Raw genomic sequence first — 22930 nt, forward strand, 5'->3', positions numbered from 1 at the left:
TCAATTAATGTGTTTGGCTTTTTAACATGACTAAGCCCCAATGAAATGGGGCTTAGTTATTACGTCGGTTCGACGGTTTTAGATCTTACAAGCACCGCCTGCGCAATCATCCATGTCTTCTTGTTTGTCTTCGGCACCGTCACGAGTGTTATGGTAGTAAAGTGTTTTCACACCCAGTTTGTAGGCCGTTAACAGGTCTTTCAAAATGACCTTCATTGGTACTTTTTGAGACTCGAATTTCTGTGGGTCATAGTTGGTGTTAGCAGAAATCGCTTGGTCAACGAACTTCTGCATGATGCCAACAAGTTGTAGGTAACCATCGTTAGACGGGATGCTCCACAATAATTCGTAGTTGTCTTTTAGACGTTCAAATTCTGGAACGACCTGTTTCAAGATGCCATCTTTACTGGCTTTGACAGAGACGAAACCACGTGGCGGCTCGATACCATTGGTTGCATTACTGATCTGAGACGAGGTCTCAGAAGGCATTAATGCCGTCAATGTAGAGTTACGTAGGCCGTGTTCAACAATCTCTTTACGCAGAGTTTCCCAGTCATATTCCAATGCCGTTGGGCAAACTGCATCGATTTCTTTTTTGTAGCTGTCGATTGGCAAAATGCCTTTTGAATACGTTGTTTCGTTAAACGCAAGACAAGGTCCGAATTCTTTAGACAGTTTGTTCGACGCTTTTAACAAGAAGTACTGGATTGCTTCAAACGTTTTGTGTGTCAATTCGTTGGCACTGCCATCTGAATACTTCACACCATTTTTCGCTAGGTAGTAAGCGTAGTTAATGACACCCACACCCAGAGTACGACGTAGTTCAGTAGCGCGTTGCGCTGCTGGAATTGGGTAGTTTTGATAATCCAGTAGGCTGTCTAGAGCACGTACGATCAACTCAGCCAACTCTTCCAACTCGTTTAAGTCTTTTAGTGCGCCTAGGTTGAACGCAGACAAAGTACATAGGGCAATTTCACCTTCAGGATCGTCAACACGTTCTAAAGGCTTAGTTGGCAAAGCAATTTCCAAACACAGGTTACTTTGCTTAACCGGAGCGACTTTAGGGTCAAACGGACTGTGAGTATTACAGTGGTCAACGTTCTGTAGGTAAATACGACCAGTACTAGCGCGTTCGGAAGCAAACAGGGTAAAGAGTTCAGACGCTTTGATGGTTTGTTTGCGAATGCTGTCGTCTTTTTCGTAAAGCGTGTACAAACGATCAAACTCTTCCTGATCCGCAAAGAAAGCATCGTACAGACCTGGTACATCGGATGGGCTGAACAAGGTGATGTTTTCACCTTTGATCAAACGTTGATACATCAAACGGTTGAATTGCACACCGTAATCCAAGTGACGAACACGGTTCTCTTCCACACCACGATTATTTTTCAGTACTAACAGGCTTTCGACTTCCAAGTGCCAAATTGGGTAAAACACGGTTGCCGCGCCACCACGTACACCACCTTGAGAGCAGCTCTTAACCGCTGTTTGGAAGTGCTTATAGAAAGGAATGCAACCTGTGTGGAACGCTTCACCACCGCGAATTGGGCTACCCAAAGCACGGATAGCACCAGCGTTTACACCAATACCAGCACGCTGGCTCACGTATTTTACGATGGCGCTGGAAGTGGCATTAATGGAATCCAACGAGTCGCCACACTCAATCAATACACAGCTACTGAACTGACGAGTAGGGGTACGGATACCGGACATGATTGGCGTCGGCAACGAAATTTTAAATTGCGATACCGCATCGTAGAAACGGCGAATTAAGTCTAAACGGGTGTTTTTATCATAGTTAGCAAACAAGCAAGCTGCGACTAGGATGTAGATAAACTGAGGGCTTTCGTAAATCTCGCCAGTCACACGGTTCTGGACAAGGTATTTGCCTTCTAACTGCTTAACGGCAGCATAAGAAAAGTTCATGTCACGAGAGTGATCGATAAAGCCGTTCATCTGTTCGAAATCGGCTTCACTGTAATCTTCTAGCAAATGACCATCGTAACGTTTTTGCGCGACAAGGTTTTTGACATGAGCATGTAGATGAGGTGGCTCAAAGTCACCAAATGCTTTTTTACGCAAATGGAAGATGGCTAAACGCGCAGCTAAGTACTGATAATCCGGTGTGTTTTCGGAAATTAAATCGGCAGCGGATTTGATTAAGGTTTCGTGTATGTCCGTTGTACGAATACCTTCAAAGAATTGAATTTGCGCTTTCAATTCTACTTGGGAAACGGAGACATTATCTAATCCCTCGGCAGCCCACATAATGACTTTATGAATCTTTTCTAGATTGATATTTTCGGTCGTCCCGTTACGTTTAGTAACTGTGAGAGTACTCATGCCTTAACTTCCCATTAGCGCATTGTTTGAAAAAGAGGTGCCACACATTATGTAGTGCTTGTTTATATATCTAAACACTACATATAGTGTTTTATTTAAAATCTGTAACGAACAATAGTGCTCAATGGATTGAAAATCAAGGCTTGAAAAAAACGCAAAAATAAGAAATTCACCATGACTAAGTGGTTACTTACCTTGTTTGCCACATGCTTTCGATGATGGCAATTTGGCAAGCGCTAGAAAGGAATTTTTTACATTTTTTTTTGCCCAAAATAGCGCCATATTCAATGCACAAAAAAGACTCAAGAAAACCACTCCAGCACCATTTTGAACGAGGCAACTGCACTGAATAAAACCACTTGGTGAAGTAAGTATATGGGCAGTGCGTATTGACCCATAAAGGCCAGTATTTTAACAGCCAAGCTTTCTCCGATTGATAGCGTGTGCCAGCCAAGATAACCAAGTAGTGGACCAATGAGCACGACACCAATCCAAGGAAATGGGAAAACGATGTCTAAGGTACGAGTCGGCAAGGCGAAGAAATGTTGTCGAATAAAATCAAACGCATTGGGAAACAGTAGCCAATCCGTGAAATGATAGATGTAAAGGATTGTGGCACCTAGAAGCGCCGATAAAATCGGCCAGCGAAGCAAAGGCCGAGTGAGCAGGGAAGCGAGTAAAATAAAGTGCAGTATGCCAAAGTAAATCCATTGTGTTGGTGCTGCTAAGTATGTCGCAAGGGAAATGGCGGCGGCTGCGATGAAGAGCTTAAGATCGCGTTTCCAAAAGGTGTTTGGCCGTTGTGATTGATGTGTTAGATAACCGGACCAACCGACAGCGGTCAGAAAAAGCGTTAGAATCAAACTACGAAAATATACCCAGAACGGGTCATGAATCGAAAACTGCAGAAAATCAAAGTTACGTAGATCCCAGCAGAAGTGAAATACAATCATCAAGGCAACAGCGAAGCCTCGATAAGCATCAAGAAACAAACTTCGTTTTTTGGCAGCAGGTGTATAAGGTAGAGTAACAGCAGAGGTTGGCATTGAATTCCGAGGCGAAGGCTTAAATGACGATAAAACCATCATACCGTTACTTATTTTCTAGCTCAAGCAAGCAAGGTTTGTTGGCGCAATTGAAACACGAGCTGAATTGGCAGCGTGAAGCTTTGCGACTCTATGGCCGAGACGTACTGGTGCCTAGACAGGTTGCTTTCGTGGCAGACAAAGGCTTGTGTTACCGCTACTCAGGCAAAGATCATTTCGGTGACGGGTGGCCGCAAAGTTTGTTGGTACTTAAGCAAGAAGCCGAGGCGATCGCCGGACAAGCATTTAACGCCGTCTTGCTAAACTGGTATCAAGATGGGGAAGAATATATGGGCTGGCATGCGGACGATGAACCCAGTTTGGGGCCGGCACCAGTGGTGGCGATGTTAAGTTTGGGTGCGCAGCGCAGTTTTGTTTTCCGTTACAAGCAAGATCATACAATCAAGCACAGCCTTGAGCTGGAAGACGGCTCTTGGTTGATCATGTCATCTTCTGTTCAAGTCCTTTGGCAACACACATTACCGGTAAGAAAAAAGGTCAAAGCAGAGCGCATAAGTTTAACCTTTCGTCGCTTACTTTGACCTTCTAGTGGCTTGAGGTTTTCTTGCCAGTCAGACGGTTAACTCAACTCATAAAGTCTGGCTACAAGCCTTAAGCCCCGCTCTACGGTGCTTTACGTTTCCTTAACCAGCTGTCTTGATGACGAACAAAACAGATTCGGTCGTGTAAACGGCTGGGACGACCTTGCCAAAACTCTATGAAATTGGGCATGAGTACATAGCCGCCCCAATTCTCTGGACAAGGAATGTCGTCTGTTGATTGAAATTTTTGCTCTTCGGCGTCATAGGCGCTTTTCAGCTCGCCTCGGTTCGCAATGATGGCGCTCTGTTGCGAGGTTCTTGCCGCCAGCTGGCTACCACGAGGTCGAGTTGCAAAATACTCAGTAGACACATGACGTTCTACTTTTTCAATGCGGCCTTCAATACGGATTTGGCGAGACAGAGCAGGCCAGAAAAAATTCATACAGGCTTTATTGTTGGCTTCTAACTGCTGGCCTTTTTCACTGTCATAATTAGTGAAAAAGGTAAAACCACTGTCGTCTCTTTGCTTTAATAAAACCACGCGAGAATGCGGCCAGCCATCCGAGTCAACGGTGCTGAGAGTCATTGCCGTTGGATCATCAGGGCAAGCTTCAATAGCCGCTTCGAGCCATTGATCAAACAAGCTAAGAGGATTATCACCGGCTTGCTCTTCTAATAAGTCTTCGAATTGGTAATCACGACGAATCGATTGCAGGTCTCTGTTCATAATTAAATCCGGTAAGTCGAATGAGTCATGACTTTCGATACCTTGGTCATGATATTCATAATAGGCGATGGAAACTCATAACCGCCTGCGTCTAATGCCATGGCTTTGTGTTTGGCTTCGTCTATGTACATTTGCTCCAACACGGCTTTGCTTTTTTTGTCTTGCTCAGGCAATTTGGCCATGTGTTTTTCAAGGTGCACACAGACCTGGTCTTCAGTCGCGGCAACAAAGCCCAAGCTGAGTTTGTCGCTAATCAAGCCTGCGCCAGCACCAATCATAAAAGACGCCCCAAAAAACAGAGGGTTGAAGATGCTTGGTTGGCTACCAAGTTCGTATAGTCTTTGTTCGCACCACACTAAATGGTCTATCTCTTCATCTGCAGCATGTTCCATTTCTTCACGAACGCTGGGTAATTTGGCGGTCGTCGCCTGACCTGCGTATAAGGCTTGAGCGCAAACTTCACCAGTATGGTTAATTCTCATTAAGCCAGCCGCATGCTTGCGTTCGCTGTTATCCAATTCAGCCTCTTCCAGATGTCGTGCTGGGGAAGGGCGTGATGCATGTGCAGCATGAGGTACTAAGGTCTGTAGCGCTCGATCAAAGTGTAATACGGCTTTATCAACAAAGGATGTCATTTACCTTCTCCTCGTTAACCTGGTGGCCAGGTCATGTTACGGCCACCGAGTACGTGCATATGAATATGGTAGACGGTCTGGCCGCCCATTTCGTTGCAGTTCATGACAACGCGATAGCCTTCGTCACTGATGCCTTTTTGTTTGGCAACTTTGGCCGCAGTGATCTGTAACTTGCCCACTAGGCTAGCGTCCTCATCGGTTAAGTCATTTAAGGTCGAAATATGACGCTTAGGTATGACTAGAAAGTGGCAAGGTGCTTGGGGCATGATGTCTTCGAAAGCGATCACATCATCGTCTTGGTATAAAATCGTGGCTGGAATCTCGCCCTTTACTAATTTGCAAAATAAACAGTCCATCTCTTCTCCTACGTATTATTTAAGCTAAGCGGATTAGCATCAAGGGCTTTTACGCAAAGCTTTGATCCGTGACAAGGGCGACGATTTTAATCGCACCCCTTTTTGAATCAGTTTGGTTAATCGGCTTTCTAAGTGGTCATCAATGTCAGCACAGGACAATAAATCATCAAAGCCCAGCTTTTGAGCGTAGTCTAACGACATTTTAACATTCTTACTGATGAGTAAGCACTGATCTTCATCGCGCATTAAAGGTAACAAGCGCTGCAAGGTCACGTGTGGAATGTGGCCGCCATTATCAAATACTAAGATGATTGAACCAGACTGACGTAAGTCGGGGCGTTGGAAATAGCCTATCAGGGTTTCTAACTCACTAAATTGTTCCACCTTATGGCTGTGATGGTTCGTCAGAGCTTGTGCTTTCTGCATGTCGTCGTCTGATTGTCCGAACAAAACAATATCAAACTGGTCGGCGAATTGGTCCAAAGGTTGTGTTTGGCGCAAGTGCACACGAATTGGAATTTGAATGTTAATGCTGCGATGGGCTTGGCTGTTTTCATCGGTAACCGTGTTGCTTAGGTCAATCAATTTGCCGTTCAAGTGATCGACTACAAGCTGGATATAGCTCATGCCCAAATCAAAGTGAGAATACTGATTGTGTCGTCTGGTGGGTAAGGGGCCGCATTGTATCTCAAGTACGGTAACGCCTTCACGGTTGATCTCATGACAGATAAAGTTGAGATTGAGAGCTTGATCAGAGAAGTGTTTGAATTCCTGTGCTAACACTTCAATCAAGTGTTTAATGAGCGTCGTATTCTGAAGCACTTCCACCTGTTCGGTGTTTTCTGTGTTGATCGTCAAGTGGGTGTCATCTTGGTCGAGCTGCAGAAAGTTTTCATGGGCTTCGTCTATGAGCTTGTTCAAGGCCAGTGGCATGGCTTGATCTGATGTCAGGTTGTCCTTGATGTCGGTGAGCACATCCACTCGTTCGATTAAGCCTTTGATGTTGTTATTAGCGACCTGACTGGAATCGAGAAAAAGTTTCGCCTCAGCGGACTTCAAGGCTGGTTTTAAATGCGCTATGCCGCCACCGATGACATTGATCTGGCGGCGTAAACGACTGGATAAATCGGACAGCAGATCGAACATTTCCGCTTGAGAATAGCCACGGCGATGGGCGTACTTCTGTAATAGTGGCGTGGTCTGAGCGATCATACCGGTGAAATGGATTAAGGCTTCTAAAATGATGGTGATGGTCAGTCCCCATTCCAACAATACTTGACTTGGCAGGATGCCATATACGGATAAAATCCAAGTAAAGTGCCCAGTAAAAAGTAGCACCCTAGCGGTAAGGTAATAACCTGAATAGGGCACGTTTTTCACAAACGCATAAATGGCATGAAAGGTAAGGAAAATCAGTGTTGAAACCACCATGGTAGACATCACCATGATGTTAATTTTCTCCGGCATCATGGTAAAGATAACCCCAAACAGGGCATTAACAGAGCCAATGAGGATTAACGCTTTATCCATATTTGGTAAGTGGCGTTTGGTATCCAAATACAGACGAGAGAAGAAAACCACGGCAGTTAAACAACTTAATGAGGCGAGGTTGTAGATTCGTTCTGGCGTACCTGGGTGATTTGGAAACAGCTGTGAAATGTGATCGTGCAGTGTTAAGTGTAAAACAGCAATGCCGACCAGCATGAAGCCGTAGATCAAATACATGGCATGGGAAGTCTTAATAAAGAAAAACACATTGCAAACGAATAGTGTCAGTAATACGCCGATCAGTAATCCGGTGATTAAGATTTCATTTTGTGAATCCTTAGTCGCCTCAGATAAGGTTTTTAGCTCAATATTGGCATTAATGGGTAAGTGTGACGACATCTTGATGTAGATGGTGAAAATAGGGGGAATATTGCTTGGAATCGGGTAAGCATAACTTAAGCCTTCAATCGGTAAATTGGTATAAGGTCTGGCTCCGCCTAACTCTATCTGAGCCTGATTGCCGTATAAGTTGGGTAAAAATAAGTCGAGATGTTGCAATCGTGGTGCGCTGATATCAAGAATAATCGGTGTTTGGGAAGTGGTCTGAATCGCGGCTTCCGTTCGTATCCAAATATTACCTTGTACTATGCCGAATTGCAGATAGTCGCGTGCAAGAGGGCGAAAACGCTTACTGTATTCATCCGATGAAATGTCTCGATAACTGAGGTTTTTGGTTTCATCAATGTAGTAGAACGCACTTTGGCCAATATTAAAGGTGGAGTGCGTATCGTCTATGATCGCGATACTGGCTTTCCCCCACGCGATGTTGGAGGCGCAGAGTAAAAAGAGTAAAATGAATCGATGAAGCAAAATGCTGGCCCATGCTATGTCAGTAAAGGCTCATTATTAACTAGATAGGGGATTGAATGCTATATCCAATTTTAGTGGAGCATTATGTTTGGTTTGGCTTATTGCTTTTACTGGTCACTTGGTTTACCCGAAGAGATAAGCCTGAAACGCGCAGCAATTATTTGTATGGCTATGGCATGATCGTGGTTTTGGGGTTTTTATTAGCCCTAGATTGGGTCGCAGGCATAATGTTTGGCTTGCTGGTGTTGGAAGTCGGTCGAATATTCAAAGCTTGGTTGGATCGTAAGGCGAACCAATTGAAAAAATAGCCCGCTCTGAAAATCAAAAAAAGGCTTCATAAGAAGCCTTTTTTTATAGTCTTTGACCTTAGTTGAGCCCTGTTAACCGGTTCAGGCTTACTTTTGCTCGCGAGCAATGGCTCTGTGACCAATGTCAGTACGGAAATAGACCTTGTCCCATGACAGGGTGTTTACCACATCATAAGCGCCAGCTTGCGCTTCTGCTACTGTGTCGCCTAATGACACTGCGCATAATACGCGTCCGCCATTGGTTACCACATCACCATCTTTCAAGGCTGTACCCGCTTGGAAGACTTTTTGATGAGCAGGAAGAGCCGTGTTTAAGCCTGAGATGACATCGCCTTTAGCGTAATCAGCAGGATAACCGCCAGCGGCCAATACCACTCCTAAGCTCGCGCGAGGATCCCAGTCTGCTTGAACTGTGTCCAGTTTACCTGCAATAGCAGATAAGCACATTTGAGCCAAATCAGAACGCAGACGCATCATAATAGGTTGCGTTTCAGGGTCACCAAAGCGGCAGTTGTATTCCAGTACTTTAGGTGTACCGTCGGGCGCGACCATCACACCTGCGTATAAGAAACCACGGTAGCGATTGCCTTCTGCATTCATGCCTTTTACCGTCGGCATAATCACTTCATTCATAATGCGATCGTGAATTTCAGGTGTGACGACAGGAGCTGGTGAGTAAGCACCCATGCCGCCAGTGTTTGGTCCTTTATCGCCATTATCACGAGCTTTGTGATCTTGGCTGGTGGCCATTGGCAAAACGGTTTCGCCATCGACCATGCAGATGAAGCTGGCTTCTTCGCCAACCAAAAACTCTTCAATGACGACACGGTTACCGGCATCACCAAACGCATTGCCTTGTAGCATGTCTTCCACTGCAGCAATGGCTTCGGCTTCAGTTTCTGCCAAGATCACACCTTTACCTGCTGCCAAGCCGTCTGCTTTGACAACGATAGGGGCACCTTGCTCCTTGATGTAAGCCACGGCAGGGGCGATTTCGGTAAAGTTACCGTACGCCGCGGTTGGTATTTTGTGGCGTGCGAGGAAGTCTTTGGTGAAAGCCTTAGAGCCTTCTAGTTGAGCGGCACCTTGAGTTGGGCCAAAGATAGCCAAGCCTTCTTTCTCAAACGCATCGACCACACCAATCACCAATGGCGCTTCCGGGCCGACAATGGTGAGGTCAATGTTTTGCTGTTTTGCAAAAGTGACTAAACCATCAATATCGGTTACCCCAATATCAACATTCTCAACCTTGTTTTCTGTTGCTGTGCCTGCGTTTCCAGGGGCAACAAAGATTTTTTCAACTTGGGTGGATTCCGCTGTTTTCCATGCCAAGGCATGTTCACGACCACCGTTACCAATAATAAGCACTTTCATAGTCTAATCCTTCATCATTAAGGCGCTGTAGAAGGGGGTACAGCGCCAATCAATGGAAACCTCTTAGTGGCGGAAGTGGCGCATGCCAGTGAAGACCATTGCCATACCAGCTTCATCAGCCGCCGCAATAACTTCTTCGTCACGCATAGAGCCGCCAGGTTGAATAACGGCTGTGATCCCAGCTTGAGCGGCCGCATCAATACCATCACGGAATGGGAAGAAAGCATCTGATGCCATAACGGAACCTTCGACTTGAAGGTTCTCATCAGCCGCTTTAATACCAGCGATTTTCGCACTGTAAACACGGCTCATTTGACCAGCACCCACACCGATCGTCTGACCGGCTTTCGCGTAAACAATGGCATTGGATTTAACGAATTTAGCGACTTTCCAAGCGAACAATAGGTCGTTTAACTCTTCCGCAGAAGGCTGGCGTTTAGAGACTACTTTTAAGTCGTCCAATGTAATAGCGCCGTCGTCACGATCTTGTACTAATAAGCCACCGTTGACGCGTTTGTAATCCATCGCCGGGATTCGCTCTTGTGACCATTGGCCGCATTCTAGCAAACGTACGTTTTGTTTGGCTGACACAATGTCTGCCGCCGCTTGGCTAACGCTAGGCGCAATGATGACTTCAACGAATTGGCGATCAATAATGGCCTGTGCCGTTTCTGCATCCAATTCTTGGTTGAAAGCAATGATGCCACCAAAAGCCGATGTTGGGTCGGTTTGGAACGCCAAATCGTAAGCTTCAAGTTGGCTAGCTGCTGTCGCTACACCGCAAGGGTTGGCGTGCTTAACAATAACGCAAGCTGGTTCTTGGAAGCTTTTAACACATTCTAGTGCCGCATCGGTATCAGCAATGTTGTTGTAAGACAGAGCCTTACCTTGCAGCTGTTTTGCTGTGCTAATAGACGCTTCTTGTGGGTTGGCTTCCACGTAGAATGCCGCTTTTTGGTGTGGGTTTTCGCCGTAACGCATTTCTTCTTGCTTGTTGAATTGCAAGTTGAAGGTACGGGCGAAGTCTTCACTGCCGCCGTCTACTTTTTTGCCTAGGAAATTGGCAATGGCACCGTCGTAATGTGAGGTGTGTTCGAACGCTTTTACCGCAAGGTCAAAACGTTGTTCATAGCTAAGGCCACCCTCAGTGTTTAGAGATTCCAAAATAGCAGAGTAGCTATCAGGAGAGACAACAATCGCCACATCTTTATGGTTTTTTGCTGCCGAGCGAACCATGGTCGGACCACCGATATCAATGTTTTCAATGGCCATAGGTAGATCGCAGTCTGGACGTTCAATGGTCGCTTCGAATGGGTATAAATTGACCACAACCATGTCGATTTCATTGATGCCGTGTTGTTTCATGATGTCTCCATCGATGTCGCGACGACCAAGAATACCGCCGTGTACTTTCGGGTGCAGTGTTTTAACGCGGCCATCCATCATTTCAGGGAAGCCAGTGTAATCGGACACTTCAATGGCTGCGACTTGGTTGTCTAGTAATAGACGGTAAGTACCACCTGTAGAAAGGATTTCAACGCCTTGAGCGGTCAGTTCGCGGGCGAATTCGACAATGCCTGTTTTGTCGGAAACACTGATTAACGCTCGTTTGATTGGAGTCACTGTTTTTTGATTTGCCATCATGGTTCTCGCAATGTAGTTAACATTAAATAAACAAGGGGAAGAAACAAAAAAAGGGCGAACCCGCCCTTTTTAGTAATGCTTATAGCATGCCGTATTGTTTTAGCTTCTTGCGAAGCGTGCCTCGGTTTAAGCCAAGGAGTGTGGATGCTTTAGTTTGATTGTCTTTCGTGTAATTCATTACCGATTCAAGAAGAGGCGCCTCAACCTCTGCTAATACTAATTGGTATAAATCAGTAACCGGCTGCCCATCTAAATGAGCGAAATAATTTTGTAGTGCTTTCTCAACATTGTCACGAAGGGTTTGTGACTGCTCAGAAGAAGCGGCTTGAAACGTATGTGTTTGAGTTTGTTCTACCACAGAATGACCTTCTATTTTTTTAAAGCTAACCATTTAACAATGGCACTGGTGATTAAACGACACACCGTTTAAACATCAATGCATTCGGTACCAAAATTGTTCGTCTACTGACGAGCAAAGAATTCTTCTAACTGATCGAGCTGTTCTTGCGTATTATCAATACGATTGAACACGCTGCGAAACTGAGTGTTATCTGCTAACGTTTGCAGATACCAACCAACATGCTTGCGAGCAATACGTACACCAAGATAGTCACCATAAAACTGATGCAAATTATGTACGTGCTTGATAACCAATGCTTTCACCTCTGCAAGAGAGGGTGGATCTAACAATTCATTGGTCTGTAAATAGTGATTAATCTCATTGAAAATCCAAGGTTTCCCTTGGGCGGCACGGCCAATCATAATGCCATCCGCTTGAGTATAGTCCTTCACAAATTTAGCGGTTTTCGCGTCCTTTATGTCACCGTTGGCGAACACAGGGATTTGAATAGCCTGCTTTACTTCTGCAATGGTGTCGTACTCGGCGTTGCCTTGAAATTTGCATTCTCGGGTGCGGCCATGAATGGCGAGCGCTTGAATGCCAATGTCTTCTGCCATCTTGGCAATGGTCATGGCGTTTTTCTGCTCTTGACTCCAGCCCGTGCGAATTTTAAGGGTGACAGGCACCGACACACTATTTACAACCGTTTCCAGTATATCGCGAACCAGACTTTCATCTTTCAATAGAGCTGAACCTGCGGCTTTATTACAAACCTTTTTGGCAGGACAACCCATGTTGATGTCGATGATCTGAGCCCCTAAGGCCACATTTTGACGAGCGGCTTCGGCCATCATTTGAGGGTCACCGCCGGCAATTTGAACGGATCTAGGGGACACTTCATGGTCGTGAACCAAACGATGACGACTTTTGGTGGAGTTCCACAACCTGACATCCGAGGTGACCATCTCGGAAACGACTAGGCCCGCACCTTGGTCATGACAAAGGCGACGAAAAGGCAAATCGGTTACACCAGCCATAGGGGCCAGAATAACGGGCTTTTCAACGCAATATGGGCCAATAGCAAATGCCATGATGTTCCTGAATACTGGATTGAATGTTAAAGATCTTCGACTGTGTCGAGCGGGCGTGAATAATACCTAGGCATTTTGTATTTTTGAAGTCTTGACAGGCGAAAAATTGGCTATTTTTTGTGCTTTTTTTGATCCTGTTGGCAAACTTCTTCAGAAATGCCCTGTTTTAGTAAGAACGCGTCTCCGCCGGGAAGGCTTTTAACTCATGAGTAACGGCTCGAGCGCCAGGGTCTTGTATTGGAATCACTAAGTGAATCGGTGTGTTTGGTGGCATGAAGGTAATGTCGAGGAAATCCTTATGCAGATAGGCACTGGGCGAAAACAAGCGTGCGGCAACCGGTTTACCATTCAAATCATAGAACTCTAGAGCGATTTTGGGCATAGGCTGAGAAAATGCGCTGTTATTGGTAATGATGGCATTGACCATTAAGGCATTCGGAATGTCAGGGTGGCTCTGGATGCGCACATGTTGAATGGAAATTGCACTGACATCATCAAACCTTGGAAGTGTGCAACCAGTATAAGAGCACAACATACGGTACAGGCCGCGAAAATGAGAAGAGCGGCTGCCCTCATCAAAATAATGGTTTGCGACTTGTCCAACTAAAATCCCTACGCCAACTAACATAGCCATAAACCACAGCCAAGGGTGTGAGCGTTTGACGGGTTTGCTGGGAGAGGATTCATCTAGCAAAGGGGCAAGACTTTGCTGTGCTGACAATTGCTCTAAAAAGCTGTGCTGATGACCTGCTTCTGAAGGACGAGTTTGCTCCGCAGCGGTTTGCGCTAAGGTATGCAAGGCCGTCATGTAATCGGGCTCAGGGCTTGGCGCAATCTTGTCTTTGGCTTTGGAAGCCGTGCTTTGAGCCGCTGTCGCCTTGATAGTGGCATTAGCGGAGAGACGGTCTGTGCCTTGTTGTGCCGGTTTGTTGCTCGTCGCTGTTTGGGTATTCGCTTTGGTCGCAAATCGCTCCTCAGTGTTAGGTCGAGAAGGATTGGTGCGTATTTGTGGTTGGCTGTCAGTGCGCTGTGATTTTGCTTGCAGTGCCGCTTCGACTTCCGCCAGTTCCACTTCCCAAGGGGCTAATTCATCGCTTGATTGGGTGGCCGGCGTCTGAGGAGCTTGGCGACTCGGCTGGAAGTTGTATGCGTCTTCCTCTTCCATCTTAGGGTTGTCATGGTTGTGATCCATGTCCTGCTGGCTGGCAGGCTGTAAATCCTCGTCGGTGAACAAGGTGTGCAACCAATCTGGATTAACGATGTCGTCAGCGGGGGCTAAACGGTTGTCTGCGTGCAAGTCTTCTCTTAATGAATCGGATGACGGAGCAATGCTCGTGTCAAATGGCGTCTCTTGAGGTGTGGACTTAGGCGTTGGCGCTTTGGCCGGTGTTTTAGGTTGAGCATCAGAAGAGGGGGCTGCTGTGTGTTTAGGGCTATTAGCCACCGCCTTAGCGGCATCAAATATATGGAAACATTGGCCACAACGTACCTTGCCCTTGGCCATACTCAATACTTCGTCACTGACACGAAATGCCGTTGAACATTTAGGGCAGCGAGTGGTTAAGCTATTGGCCATGGGCGTGTTTCTTCCTTAATCTAAAACAAATGACGGATGGTGTTTTACGCGTGCTTTGTGCCGACAATGCGAACCCATTCATCGCATTCTGTGACGTTCTCAATGGTAAACCAATCTTGATAGGCGTAAATCACTTCTTGCGCTTGGTTTGCTAGGATGCCAGACAAAGCCAGCTGGCCTCCGGTTTTAACCAGTGCTGCAATGGTTGGCGCCAGCTCAGCAAGCGGGCCAGCCAAAATATTAGCGACCACTATGTCAGCCTGCAAATCGGATTCATAAGGTGGCAGTTTGACTTCCAAGCGGCTAGGATCAATGTCATTGCGCGAAGCGTTTTCTTGGGTGGCTTGTACGGCTTGTGGGTCGATGTCGATGCCCACCATATTGCTTGCACCAAGTAATAAACCGGCAATGCCTAGAATGCCTGAACCACAACCATAATCTATGATGGTTTTGTCTTGGCAATCAATACTGTCTAACCATTTTAGACACAGTGCTGTCGTTGGGTGAGTGCCGGTACCAAATGCCAAACCTGGGTCTAGCATCAAGTTGACCGCATTTGGATCTGGTACATCGCGCCAGCTTGGGCAAACCCATAAGCGTTCACCAAATTGAATCGGATGGTAATTGTCCATCCACTCTCTTTCCCAATCTTTGTCTTCAAGAATTTCGATTTTCAGGTCAATGTCGGCTTCACCAATGGATTCAGCTTTATGCTCTAGTACTGGGCGAATCTCGTCGATTTTGGCTTCCGCTTCAAATAAGCCGGTTACCTTGGTGTTCTTCCACATTGGGGTCGTGTTGAGTTCTGGCTCATAAATCGGGTCGTCATGGATGTCTTCAAAAGTAACCACCATGGCGCCACACTCTAATAGAGTATCTTCGAAAGCAGGAACGTGGTCTGGAGTCGTGTGAATACGTATTTGCAACCAAGGCATAAAAGATGTCCAACAATGAATAAACAGGAATAGAATAACGAAGCTTGATGCATGAGGCGAGAGGAAAATGACAGAGTCTGGCGAATATTTTATTCACCAGACTCTGGGCGCGGATCATTAAAGACCGAGCTTTTTCTCCAAATAATGGATATTTACGCCACCTTCGATGAAGTTAGCGTCATTGGCTAGGTCTTTCTGTAGCTCAATGTTGGTTTTGATGCCGTCGATGAAGGTCTCATCTAATGCGCCAGAAAGGCGTTTTAGAGCGGCAGTACGATCCGCTGCATGACAAATGATCTTAGCGATCATGGAATCATACGTTGGTGGAACCGAGTAACCACTGTATAGATGAGAATCAACGCGAACACCCATGCCGCCTGGTGCATGGAAGTATTCCACTTTACCTGGGCTTGGCATGAAGGTTTTTGAATCTTCCGCATTGATACGAGACTCAACCGCGTGACCGTTCAGCTTGATGTCTTCTTGTTTCAAAGACAATGGCAAGCCGCTGGCGATGCGCAATTGCTCTTTCACAATGTCAACGCCGGTGACCATTTCGGTTACTGGGTGTTCTACCTGAACACGAGTGTTCATTTCAATGAAGTAGAAGTTGCCGTCTTCGTATAGGAACTCGAACGTACCTGCACCGCGGTAGTTGATCTTGATACAAGCGTCTACACAAGCTTTCAAACAAGCTTGGCGAGACGTTTCATCCAACATAGGCGCTGGCGCTTCTTCCAATACTTTTTGGTGACGACGTTGCAAAGAACAGTCACGATCGTATAGGTGAACGGCATTGCCTTGGCCGTCAGCCAAAACTTGTACTTCAACGTGACGTGGGTTGGTTAGGAATTTTTCCATGTAAACCGTGCTGTCGCCGAAGTAAGAGCCCGCTTCAGACTGAGTAACGCTGATTGATTTTAGCAGGCTAGCTTCGTTATGAACGACACGCATACCACGACCACCACCACCGGCAGCCGCTTTTACAATCACTGGGAAACCAATTTCATTGGCAATGCGCAAACACTCATCAGGATCAGAAGGTACAGGACCATTTGAACCTGGTACGGTTGGCACGCCAGCTTCTTTCATGGCTTTAATCGCAGAAACTTTGTCCCCCATCAGGCGGATGGTTTCAGCTTTTGGACCGATGAAGGCAAAGCCTGAGTTTTCAACCTGCTCAGCAAAGTCCGCATTTTCCGCTAGGAAGCCGTAACCTGGGTGAATCGCAGAAGTATCTGTCAATTCAGCGGCACTGATAATAGCGGGAATGTTCAGGTAACTTTGAGCAGATGGGTTCGGACCAATACAGATGGATTCATCTGCTAGGCGAACGTGTAATAAGTCACGGTCAATCTTTGAGTGAACCGCAACGGTTTTGATACCAAGTTCTTTACACGCACGTAGAATACGTAGCGCGATTTCGCCTCGGTTAGCAATCAATACCTTATCAAGCATGATAAAACCTTTAATGTTGGGTTATACGATGGTAACTAGCGGTTGGTCGAATTCAACTGGCTCGCCGTCTTCAACTAGGATCGCGCCGATAGTACCTGCTTTATCCGCTTCGATTTGGTTCATCATTTTCATTGCTTCAACGATACAAATGGTATCGCCAACGTTTACTTTCTGGCCAACTTCAATGAATGGCTTCGCACCAGGTGCAGAAGATTTGTAGTAAGTGCCGACCATTGGAGATTTAACAGTGTGACCTGTGATAGCAGCTGGTGCTTCAGCAACTGGCGCCGCCGCAGGAGCAGCTGGCGCTGGAGCAGCAACCGGTGCAGGAGCAGCAACAGAGGTAACAACTTGTGCACCACCACGACTAATACGAACGGCTTCCTCGCCTTCCTTGATCTCGATTTCGTAGACGTTTGACTCTTCTAATAGTTCAATTAGTTTTTTAATTTTACGAATATCCATGGGTACTCTCTTCTGTCTGTATTAGTTTATCAGCGTAATTCTCGCTGATGGTTATAAATGCAATTACATTAAAAACGGCTTTAAACAAAAAAACGTTGTCTAAAAATAGAAATGTTAAAGCTTGTAATTGAAGAGATTATCGTTAAAAAGCGGGATATTGTCCAGTTCTTCGGGGAAATATCATAAAAAACTCAACTTTGATTGTTTTTTAATCTATTGTTAACCCTGCTCTCTTCGACAAAATCTTTTAAAGTAAAATTTTAGAAAAGCGCCTGAAGACGGTTTAGTCGACTGATCAGTTCCGCCTTGCTGGGTTCTCCGACCAAGGCCAATTCAGAAAGCGGACGTCCAGTGGCGTCTAAAAACACCAAAGATGGCGGTCCATACAAATTAAATTGTTTCATCAGTGCTTGATTAGCAGGGGAGTTTTGAGTGACATCCACGCGAACGAGGCGAACTTCTTTTAATAACTCCTGCGCTTCATTAGATGCCAACATGGCTTCAACCGTTTTACAGCTCACACACCAATCTGCGTATAAATCCAGTACCAGCGGTCTGGGATCGTCATGGACGAGTAGCTGTTCCAATTCGTCTAAACTGCTGATTTGTTCGTCGAACAAAGGACTTGTCTGGTTCGTGGTGGAGGACGGCAACAGCAAACCTTGCAGTGGCTTTAAGGGAGAATAGCCACCACTAAAGCCGCCAACCATTTGTACGCTACCCAATAAGCACAGTAGCAACGCCAAGAACCAGCGTACAGGATGAGACGCGACCGTGATCGCGCGATGCACAAAATAGCCACTCATTGCCAAGGCTAAGATGCCCCATAAGAATAAATGGCTCGACACGGGCAACCAACGATTTAACAACCAAATGGCGACCGCCAATAATCCAAAGCCAAGTAGCACTTTAATGTCTTCCAGCCAATGGCCTCCCTTAGGCAGCATATTGGGGCCAAATAAGCCCACCAATAACAAGGGCACGCCCATTCCCAGCGCCATAATAAATAAAATGAAAGCACCGTAGAGAGCATCTCCTTGACTACTAATATAAAGTAGCGTGCCGGCCAATGGCGCAGTTACACAAGGGGAGACAATTAACGTGGCGAGAATGCCAGCAATAAAGACACCAAGGCTCGCTCGCCATAAGGAAGACGACTGTAAATCAAACGCCGTCAGTTTATTCTGCCAAGAAGAGGGCATTTGTAACTGGAACACACCAAACATGGCCAACGCCAACAGGATAAAAATAACCGCACTAATAACGACAAAGATCGGGCTTTGCAGTTGCGCTTGTAAGTTGAATTGTAAGCCAAGTAACCCGACTAGACCGCCAATAGCGGCATAAGCGAACGCCATACCCAATACGTAAATCAAACTTAAATAAAAGCCTTTAAAGCGTGACGGATGGTTTGCAGTGGCACTTTGGGTGCCAATAACAATCGCACTGACAATGGGCACCATGGGTAAAACGCAAGGGGTGAGAGAGAGTAATAATCCCAATCCAAACATCAGTAATACACTCTGCAGTAATCCATTGTTTTGCAGATCCGTCAGAATAGCTTGGGCAACCGAAGGTTCAAGTGTCGACGCCGCATTTACCTTGTTGGCGTCATTGGCGATAGCAGAAGGTCTTGTATCGGCCTCTGCAGTCGACAAACGCTCGGGTACCGTGAACTGGATAGGAACCGTTTGTGGTGGATAACACAAACCTTGATCCGCACAACCTTGGTAATTTAAGGTGGCTTGGATTGACGTGCCCGCAGGCAGTTGAATGTCATAATAAATGGGTAAACGAACTTGTTGGCGATAAATGATCACCTTGCCATAGTATTCATCTTCATGGTCCTGACCTGTCGGAAACGGCGCGAAATACAAATGATTGGCTTGCGGCCCCGAAATACTAAAGCGTTGCTGGTATAAATAATAGCCGTCAGCTATGTCCCATTGAGCGCTAAATTGACCTTCTACAGGGGCACTAACGCTTAATTGGAAGGCTTTCTCGACGGGAAGAAACTGCGGTTGTTCAAGAGAAGTAGTAGGCGCAAAGGTAAAAGCATAGGCCGAAAAATGAAACAGTACAGCAAACAAAGCAACAATCAGGCGCATAGATAAATTCAACAAGTAGAGAAGGCCAAATAGTGATAAAGTCGTCATTTATCACCTCGAATGAAGAGAGTAGACTACCAATCCACCTTAAAGTTGCCAAATGTAAGGGGCTAAATTGAGTAAAAAGCTAATTTCTTTACTGTTTTCTGTGGTTTTCCTAGCCGCTTGCCAAAGCCATCCGGTCTCTCAAGATCAGGCTGAGCCGGTATTCGCGCCGGAAACCTCAACCGCAGAAGCCGCATCAACATCGGCTGAGCCCGAGTCGGCAAGCATCCCAGAGGTAACAGCAGACGACTCAGAATCCGTTCCACAAAATGTTCTCACACCGGCCCAACAGCTAACACAATCTTTGATCAAAAAAGGCCGTCAAGCCATGTTGGCGGACCGCTTATTAACGCCAGCTGAAGACAACGCCAACCTGTATTTTCAGGCGGCTTTGGGGCGAGATCCTGGAAACTTCGAGGCCACACAAGGCATTGCCCAGATTGTTGAAATCTACACAGATTGGGCATGGCAAAAAGCGCAAGCGCGTCAATATCGTCAAGCCGAAAAATATTTAGACAGTGCGCGCTCGGTAAATGCCCAAGACCCTCTGATTGTTGAAATGAATAGTCGCATTCAGGATCTCAAGCTAAAGCGCCAGCAACAGGCAGAGCAAGCCAAGCAAAATCGAGCGAAAGCACAACAAAACACAGGGAATGGGTCATCCTCTGAAAGCCAGACAGAGCCTAGTGCGGCTCAGCAAGACGGTGTTTTTACATTGCCAAAAGATTTATTTACATTGAGCGAAGAGGAAATAGTTGTCAAAATACAGCCTATTATTAACGCTGTTGCGGCCACACAGAGTCGCTTAGAAATTAATTGGCCAAATGATAAACAGGCTCGATTGATTTACCAGATAATCAACAGTCGCGTGACCGATTTTCGTGTGCGAGCCATGATCTTCCATAGGGCCCGTTATAACGTAGTGTTACAACAAGATTAAGGTGGTACAAAAGATGTCTTGGTTAAAGGATAAATGGCAAGCTTTAAAAGAGCGTTTGAACTTTTCAGGCGTCGGAAAAGTCGCTGCAATTGTCGTATTGGTTTTGGCCGTATTGTTGAGCTTCTTAGGCATGTACTGGAGCAGTGAGCCAGATCAATTTGATGTAGTGGCCAGCGCCAAAGAACAAGCCGCTGAACGTGGTTATCTAAACAACAGTAAAAAGCTAGTGGTTGGCTACACCACCGCCAGCACATTGCACACTCTAGTGTCGACCCTACTAGACAAGCCGGGTGGCTTTATTAGTAACGACTTAATGCCGCCAGGTTTGTTCATGGACAACATGCCAGCTTGGGAATTTGGCGTATTGGTTCAATCCCGTGATTTAGCGCGGGCATTTCGTAAAGAATTCAGCCGTTCTCAGTCACAGTCTACCGAAGACGTGAATTTGAAGATTGCCGAGCCACAATTTAACTTTGATACTCGAAGCTGGGCTTTACCATCCAGTGAAAGCGAATACCGCCGTGGTAACAAAGAACTACTCGAATATCTGGATCGTTTGGCGGGGCAAGGCAACGACAAAGCAAACTTCTATGCTCGTGCCGACAACTTATCGGATTGGTTATCTGACGTGAGCACGCGATTGGGCAGCTTGTCACAACGTCTGTCTGCCAGTGTTGCCAATGTGCGCGAAAACACCGATCTAGCGGGTGACAGCAGTGCGCGTCAAAGCAATGATTCAGGTACTTATCAATACGTGAAAACTCCTTGGTCAAAAGTCGACGACGTGTTTTATGAAGCGCGTGGCGCGAGCTGGGCGTTGATCCACATTTTGCGTGCCATTGAAGTAGACTTTGTATTCACCCTACAAGACAAAAACGCCTTGGTTAGCCTGCGTCAAATCATTCGTGAATTGGAAGCCACGCAAACCAGCATCTGGTCGCCGATCATTCTAAACGGCAGTGGCTTTGGGGTATTGGCGAACCATTCTTTGGTGATGGCGTCTTATATTTCTCGTGCAAATACGGCCATCATCGACTTGCGCCGTTTGCTTGAACAAGGCTAACCCGCCAATAGCATAAGGAAGGGCAGAAGTGACTTTAAACTGTGTTGTTCGTCACGCTGAGTTTGAAGACGCTTCCGCCATGCTCGACATTTTTCGCCAATGCGACCCGCACTCGACCTTAGCCAATCGTCATAACGACATTAACCTGTTGGACGTCATGGACTGGCTTGAAACCACCACAGACCGACACCCCATATTTATGGCGGAACAAGACCAGCAAGTTATCGGCTGGTGTTCATTAGAAGCGTTCTACGGTTTACCTTCCTTCGATCAAGCTTGTGAAATTAGCCTATATGTCTTGCCGTCATGGCAAGGTCAAGGGGTTGGTAAAGCCATGCTGGAACACGTCATTCAACATCGACAAGAAATTGGCTTTCTGCACCTTGTCGCCTACATCTACGCAGGCAACGACAACAGCCTGTGCTTTTTCAAAGCCAACGATTTCCAAACATGGGGCAAACTGCCCAACATTGCTCGCAGTGAAGAACGGGTTGAAGATGTGTACCTTTTAGGGCGCGAATTTGAGCTTTTGGATGACAGCAGCGTGAGGGAGGAGGAATTCACATGAACCTAAATAACCAAAACATCGCCAGCATGGACATCAACATACTGTTCAGCATTATTAACCTCAAACTGCGCAACGATTTTTCGAGTTTGTCGTCATTATGTGCCAGTTTTGAGATTGATGAGCAACGGCTTATTGAACGACTCAAGAGTGGTGGGTTTCACTTTGAAACCAAAGAGAATCAGTTTAAGAGGGATTCCCTCTAGCCTCCCTTTCGTAAAGGGGAGTCAAACCAAATCTCTTATTCCCTCCCCTTATTAAGGGGAGGGTTAGGGTGGGGTTAGTCCAGCAACCTCAAATGAACTCATCACCATCTACAACCAAACCAAATCTCTTATTCCTTCCCCTTATGTTTTCAAGGGGAAGGATAGGATGGGGTTAGTCCAGCAACCTCAAATTTACTGTTCCTTAGGCTATTCTGGATTCCTCTTATTAGCTTTGATAGGGGAGCATTTTTCCGCTCTGCTGAGCGGGTAACTTTTGCCAAACGATGCAAAACTTTTTATTTAAAGGAACGCAAAAAATCTTTTTCAGAATCATAAGGGCTCATTGCATTCGGATGTTGCCAATGTTTGCACAGGGTTCAATATTGTAAGGTGTTGAGCTGTTTTGATGCTTGGAGAAAGGTCTTCGGTTACTGACTTGGGAAGACCATAAGGTCGCACAATCAGGATCGCGTCGAACTGATAAGGGTTGAGTTGCTCATTACCTCTTTTTACGTTAAAAGCGTTTCAAACCTGACGAACTCTCATGTTCCTTCCCCTTTTCAAGGGGAAGGCTAGGATGGGGTTAGTCCAGCAGCCTCAAATGAACTCGCCGCCAACAACAATCTGTAGGCCCGATAAGCGCAGCGCCATCAGACAGTGAAAGCAAATTTTTATAAGATTTTATCCAAAGGGCTGTCTGTCCCCGCGAAATGTTGGCCTATAACATGAGTATAAATTTGAGTTGTCGATACATCGTTATGACCTA

At 46.1% G+C, this 22930-nt stretch carries 21 protein-coding genes; 6 read left to right on the plus strand and 15 right to left on the minus strand.

Features of this window, described 5'->3' with window-relative positions; all coding sequences use genetic code 11:
- Window positions 1-78: 78 nt before the first annotated feature.
- Together nrdA and DFP76_RS09915 are read right to left on the minus strand one after the other, a co-directional pair.
- A complete protein-coding gene (nrdA, locus tag DFP76_RS09910) occupies window positions 79-2343 on the minus strand; it encodes a class 1a ribonucleoside-diphosphate reductase subunit alpha (protein WP_113874479.1) in 2265 nt (754 codons plus the stop codon).
- A gap of 302 nt (window positions 2344-2645) precedes the next feature.
- The gene (locus DFP76_RS09915) at window positions 2646-3389 is read right to left on the minus strand and encodes a heparan-alpha-glucosaminide N-acetyltransferase (protein ID WP_113874480.1); all 744 of its coding nucleotides are present in this window, start codon (window positions 3387-3389) and stop codon (window positions 2646-2648) included.
- 23 nt (window positions 3390-3412) lie between these two features.
- Between DFP76_RS09915 and DFP76_RS09920 the strand changes: the two genes are divergently transcribed.
- Window positions 3413-3970 carry an alpha-ketoglutarate-dependent dioxygenase AlkB family protein gene (locus DFP76_RS09920; RefSeq protein WP_113874481.1) on the plus strand — a complete coding sequence of 186 codons (558 nt, stop codon included), beginning with the start codon at window positions 3413-3415 and terminating at the stop codon, window positions 3968-3970.
- A gap of 82 nt (window positions 3971-4052) precedes the next feature.
- On the opposite strand, the gene pdxH is transcribed toward DFP76_RS09920, so the two are convergent.
- The 4 genes from pdxH to DFP76_RS09940 are packed head-to-tail and all read right to left on the minus strand — an operon-like array spanning window position 4053 to window position 8046.
- Window positions 4053-4697: a pyridoxamine 5'-phosphate oxidase gene (gene pdxH / locus DFP76_RS09925; protein WP_113874482.1), complete on the minus strand. Its 645-nt coding sequence runs from the start codon at window positions 4695-4697 to the stop codon at window positions 4053-4055.
- A 2-nt stretch (window positions 4698-4699) separates the two neighbouring features.
- Entirely contained in the window at window positions 4700-5332 is a 633-nt protein-coding gene (gene coq7, locus DFP76_RS09930) for a 2-polyprenyl-3-methyl-6-methoxy-1,4-benzoquinone monooxygenase (protein WP_113874483.1), read from the minus strand.
- A 14-nt stretch (window positions 5333-5346) separates the two neighbouring features.
- Window positions 5347-5688 (minus strand): histidine triad nucleotide-binding protein, encoded by a 342-nt coding sequence (locus DFP76_RS09935; protein WP_113874484.1) that lies wholly within the window; start codon window positions 5686-5688, stop codon window positions 5347-5349.
- 39 nt (window positions 5689-5727) lie between these two features.
- A complete protein-coding gene (locus DFP76_RS09940) occupies window positions 5728-8046 on the minus strand; it encodes a 7TMR-DISM family protein (protein ID WP_113874485.1) in 2319 nt (772 codons plus the stop codon).
- A 56-nt stretch (window positions 8047-8102) separates the two neighbouring features.
- Between DFP76_RS09940 and DFP76_RS09945 the strand changes: the two genes are divergently transcribed.
- Window positions 8103-8354 carry a hypothetical protein gene (locus DFP76_RS09945; RefSeq protein ID WP_113874486.1) on the plus strand — a complete coding sequence of 84 codons (252 nt, stop codon included), beginning with the start codon at window positions 8103-8105 and terminating at the stop codon, window positions 8352-8354.
- 87 nt (window positions 8355-8441) lie between these two features.
- Here DFP76_RS09945 and purD read toward each other — a convergent pair whose 3' ends face one another.
- The 9 genes from purD to dsbD form a co-directional block, all read right to left on the minus strand.
- Entirely contained in the window at window positions 8442-9728 is a 1287-nt protein-coding gene (gene purD, locus DFP76_RS09950) for a phosphoribosylamine--glycine ligase (RefSeq protein ID WP_113874487.1), read from the minus strand.
- A gap of 63 nt (window positions 9729-9791) precedes the next feature.
- Window positions 9792-11369, minus strand: coding sequence for a bifunctional phosphoribosylaminoimidazolecarboxamide formyltransferase/IMP cyclohydrolase (purH, locus tag DFP76_RS09955; RefSeq protein WP_113874509.1), 1578 nt, complete (start codon window positions 11367-11369; stop codon window positions 9792-9794).
- Between the two features lie 82 nt (window positions 11370-11451).
- Window positions 11452-11730 carry a DNA-binding transcriptional regulator Fis gene (fis, locus tag DFP76_RS09960; protein WP_013795600.1) on the minus strand — a complete coding sequence of 93 codons (279 nt, stop codon included), beginning with the start codon at window positions 11728-11730 and terminating at the stop codon, window positions 11452-11454.
- A 104-nt stretch (window positions 11731-11834) separates the two neighbouring features.
- The gene (gene dusB / locus DFP76_RS09965) at window positions 11835-12803 is read right to left on the minus strand and encodes a tRNA dihydrouridine synthase DusB (protein ID WP_113874488.1); all 969 of its coding nucleotides are present in this window, start codon (window positions 12801-12803) and stop codon (window positions 11835-11837) included.
- A 166-nt stretch (window positions 12804-12969) separates the two neighbouring features.
- Window positions 12970-14379 carry a zinc-ribbon and DUF3426 domain-containing protein gene (locus tag DFP76_RS09970; protein ID WP_113874489.1) on the minus strand — a complete coding sequence of 470 codons (1410 nt, stop codon included), beginning with the start codon at window positions 14377-14379 and terminating at the stop codon, window positions 12970-12972.
- Between the two features lie 44 nt (window positions 14380-14423).
- Window positions 14424-15314 carry a 50S ribosomal protein L11 methyltransferase gene (gene prmA, locus DFP76_RS09975; RefSeq protein ID WP_113874490.1) on the minus strand — a complete coding sequence of 297 codons (891 nt, stop codon included), beginning with the start codon at window positions 15312-15314 and terminating at the stop codon, window positions 14424-14426.
- Window positions 15315-15431: 117 nt separating this feature from the next.
- The gene (gene accC / locus DFP76_RS09980; RefSeq protein ID WP_113874491.1) at window positions 15432-16772 is read right to left on the minus strand and encodes an acetyl-CoA carboxylase biotin carboxylase subunit; all 1341 of its coding nucleotides are present in this window, start codon (window positions 16770-16772) and stop codon (window positions 15432-15434) included.
- 21 nt (window positions 16773-16793) lie between these two features.
- Window positions 16794-17237, minus strand: coding sequence for an acetyl-CoA carboxylase biotin carboxyl carrier protein (accB, locus tag DFP76_RS09985; RefSeq protein ID WP_113874492.1), 444 nt, complete (start codon window positions 17235-17237; stop codon window positions 16794-16796).
- Between the two features lie 260 nt (window positions 17238-17497).
- A complete protein-coding gene (dsbD, locus tag DFP76_RS09990; protein ID WP_113874493.1) occupies window positions 17498-19393 on the minus strand; it encodes a protein-disulfide reductase DsbD in 1896 nt (631 codons plus the stop codon).
- A gap of 67 nt (window positions 19394-19460) precedes the next feature.
- On the opposite strand from dsbD, the gene DFP76_RS09995 reads away from it, so the two are divergent.
- Genes DFP76_RS09995 through DFP76_RS10010 form a run of 4 tightly spaced genes read left to right on the plus strand, consistent with a single transcriptional unit; the run spans window position 19461 to window position 22164 of the window.
- On the plus strand, window positions 19461-20330 hold the full coding sequence (locus tag DFP76_RS09995; RefSeq protein ID WP_113874494.1) for a hypothetical protein: 870 nt from the start codon (window positions 19461-19463) through the stop codon (window positions 20328-20330).
- A gap of 13 nt (window positions 20331-20343) precedes the next feature.
- The gene (locus tag DFP76_RS10000) at window positions 20344-21393 is read left to right on the plus strand and encodes a DUF2333 family protein (RefSeq protein WP_181799823.1); all 1050 of its coding nucleotides are present in this window, start codon (window positions 20344-20346) and stop codon (window positions 21391-21393) included.
- Between the two features lie 28 nt (window positions 21394-21421).
- Window positions 21422-21961 (plus strand): GNAT family N-acetyltransferase, encoded by a 540-nt coding sequence (locus DFP76_RS10005; RefSeq protein ID WP_113874495.1) that lies wholly within the window; start codon window positions 21422-21424, stop codon window positions 21959-21961.
- Entirely contained in the window at window positions 21958-22164 is a 207-nt protein-coding gene (locus DFP76_RS10010; RefSeq protein WP_113874496.1) for a DUF4250 domain-containing protein, read from the plus strand. Before DFP76_RS10005 ends, DFP76_RS10010 begins: the two co-directional genes overlap by 4 nt.
- Window positions 22165-22930: the final 766 nt, after the last annotated feature.

The organism is Marinomonas aquiplantarum, from assembly GCF_003314975.1.
GTDB classification, from domain to species: Bacteria; Pseudomonadota; Gammaproteobacteria; order Pseudomonadales; family Marinomonadaceae; genus Marinomonas; species Marinomonas aquiplantarum.

Bases quoted from the DNA above. Each gene is read 5' to 3' on its own strand.
- nrdA (WP_113874479.1), bottom strand. From the start codon at position 2,343: ATGAGTACTCTCACAGTTACTAAACGTAACGGGACGACCGAAAATATC.
- DFP76_RS09915 (WP_113874480.1), bottom strand. From the start codon at position 3,389: ATGCCAACCTCTGCTGTTACTCTACCTTATACACCTGCTGCCAAAAAA.
- DFP76_RS09920 (WP_113874481.1), top strand. From the start codon at position 3,413: ATGACGATAAAACCATCATACCGTTACTTATTTTCTAGCTCAAGCAAG.
- pdxH (WP_113874482.1), bottom strand. From the start codon at position 4,697: ATGAACAGAGACCTGCAATCGATTCGTCGTGATTACCAATTCGAAGAC.
- coq7 (WP_113874483.1), bottom strand. From the start codon at position 5,332: ATGACATCCTTTGTTGATAAAGCCGTATTACACTTTGATCGAGCGCTA.
- DFP76_RS09935 (WP_113874484.1), bottom strand. From the start codon at position 5,688: ATGGACTGTTTATTTTGCAAATTAGTAAAGGGCGAGATTCCAGCCACG.
- DFP76_RS09945 (WP_113874486.1), top strand. From the start codon at position 8,103: ATGCTATATCCAATTTTAGTGGAGCATTATGTTTGGTTTGGCTTATTG.
- purD (WP_113874487.1), bottom strand. From the start codon at position 9,728: ATGAAAGTGCTTATTATTGGTAACGGTGGTCGTGAACATGCCTTGGCA.
- purH (WP_113874509.1), bottom strand. From the start codon at position 11,369: ATGGCAAATCAAAAAACAGTGACTCCAATCAAACGAGCGTTAATCAGT.
- dusB (WP_113874488.1), bottom strand. From the start codon at position 12,803: ATGGCATTTGCTATTGGCCCATATTGCGTTGAAAAGCCCGTTATTCTG.
- DFP76_RS09970 (WP_113874489.1), bottom strand. From the start codon at position 14,379: ATGGCCAATAGCTTAACCACTCGCTGCCCTAAATGTTCAACGGCATTT.
- prmA (WP_113874490.1), bottom strand. From the start codon at position 15,314: ATGCCTTGGTTGCAAATACGTATTCACACGACTCCAGACCACGTTCCT.
- accC (WP_113874491.1), bottom strand. From the start codon at position 16,772: ATGCTTGATAAGGTATTGATTGCTAACCGAGGCGAAATCGCGCTACGT.
- accB (WP_113874492.1), bottom strand. From the start codon at position 17,237: ATGGATATTCGTAAAATTAAAAAACTAATTGAACTATTAGAAGAGTCA.
- dsbD (WP_113874493.1), bottom strand. From the start codon at position 19,393: ATGACGACTTTATCACTATTTGGCCTTCTCTACTTGTTGAATTTATCT.
- DFP76_RS10000 (WP_181799823.1), top strand. From the start codon at position 20,344: ATGTCTTGGTTAAAGGATAAATGGCAAGCTTTAAAAGAGCGTTTGAAC.
- DFP76_RS10010 (WP_113874496.1), top strand. From the start codon at position 21,958: ATGAACCTAAATAACCAAAACATCGCCAGCATGGACATCAACATACTG.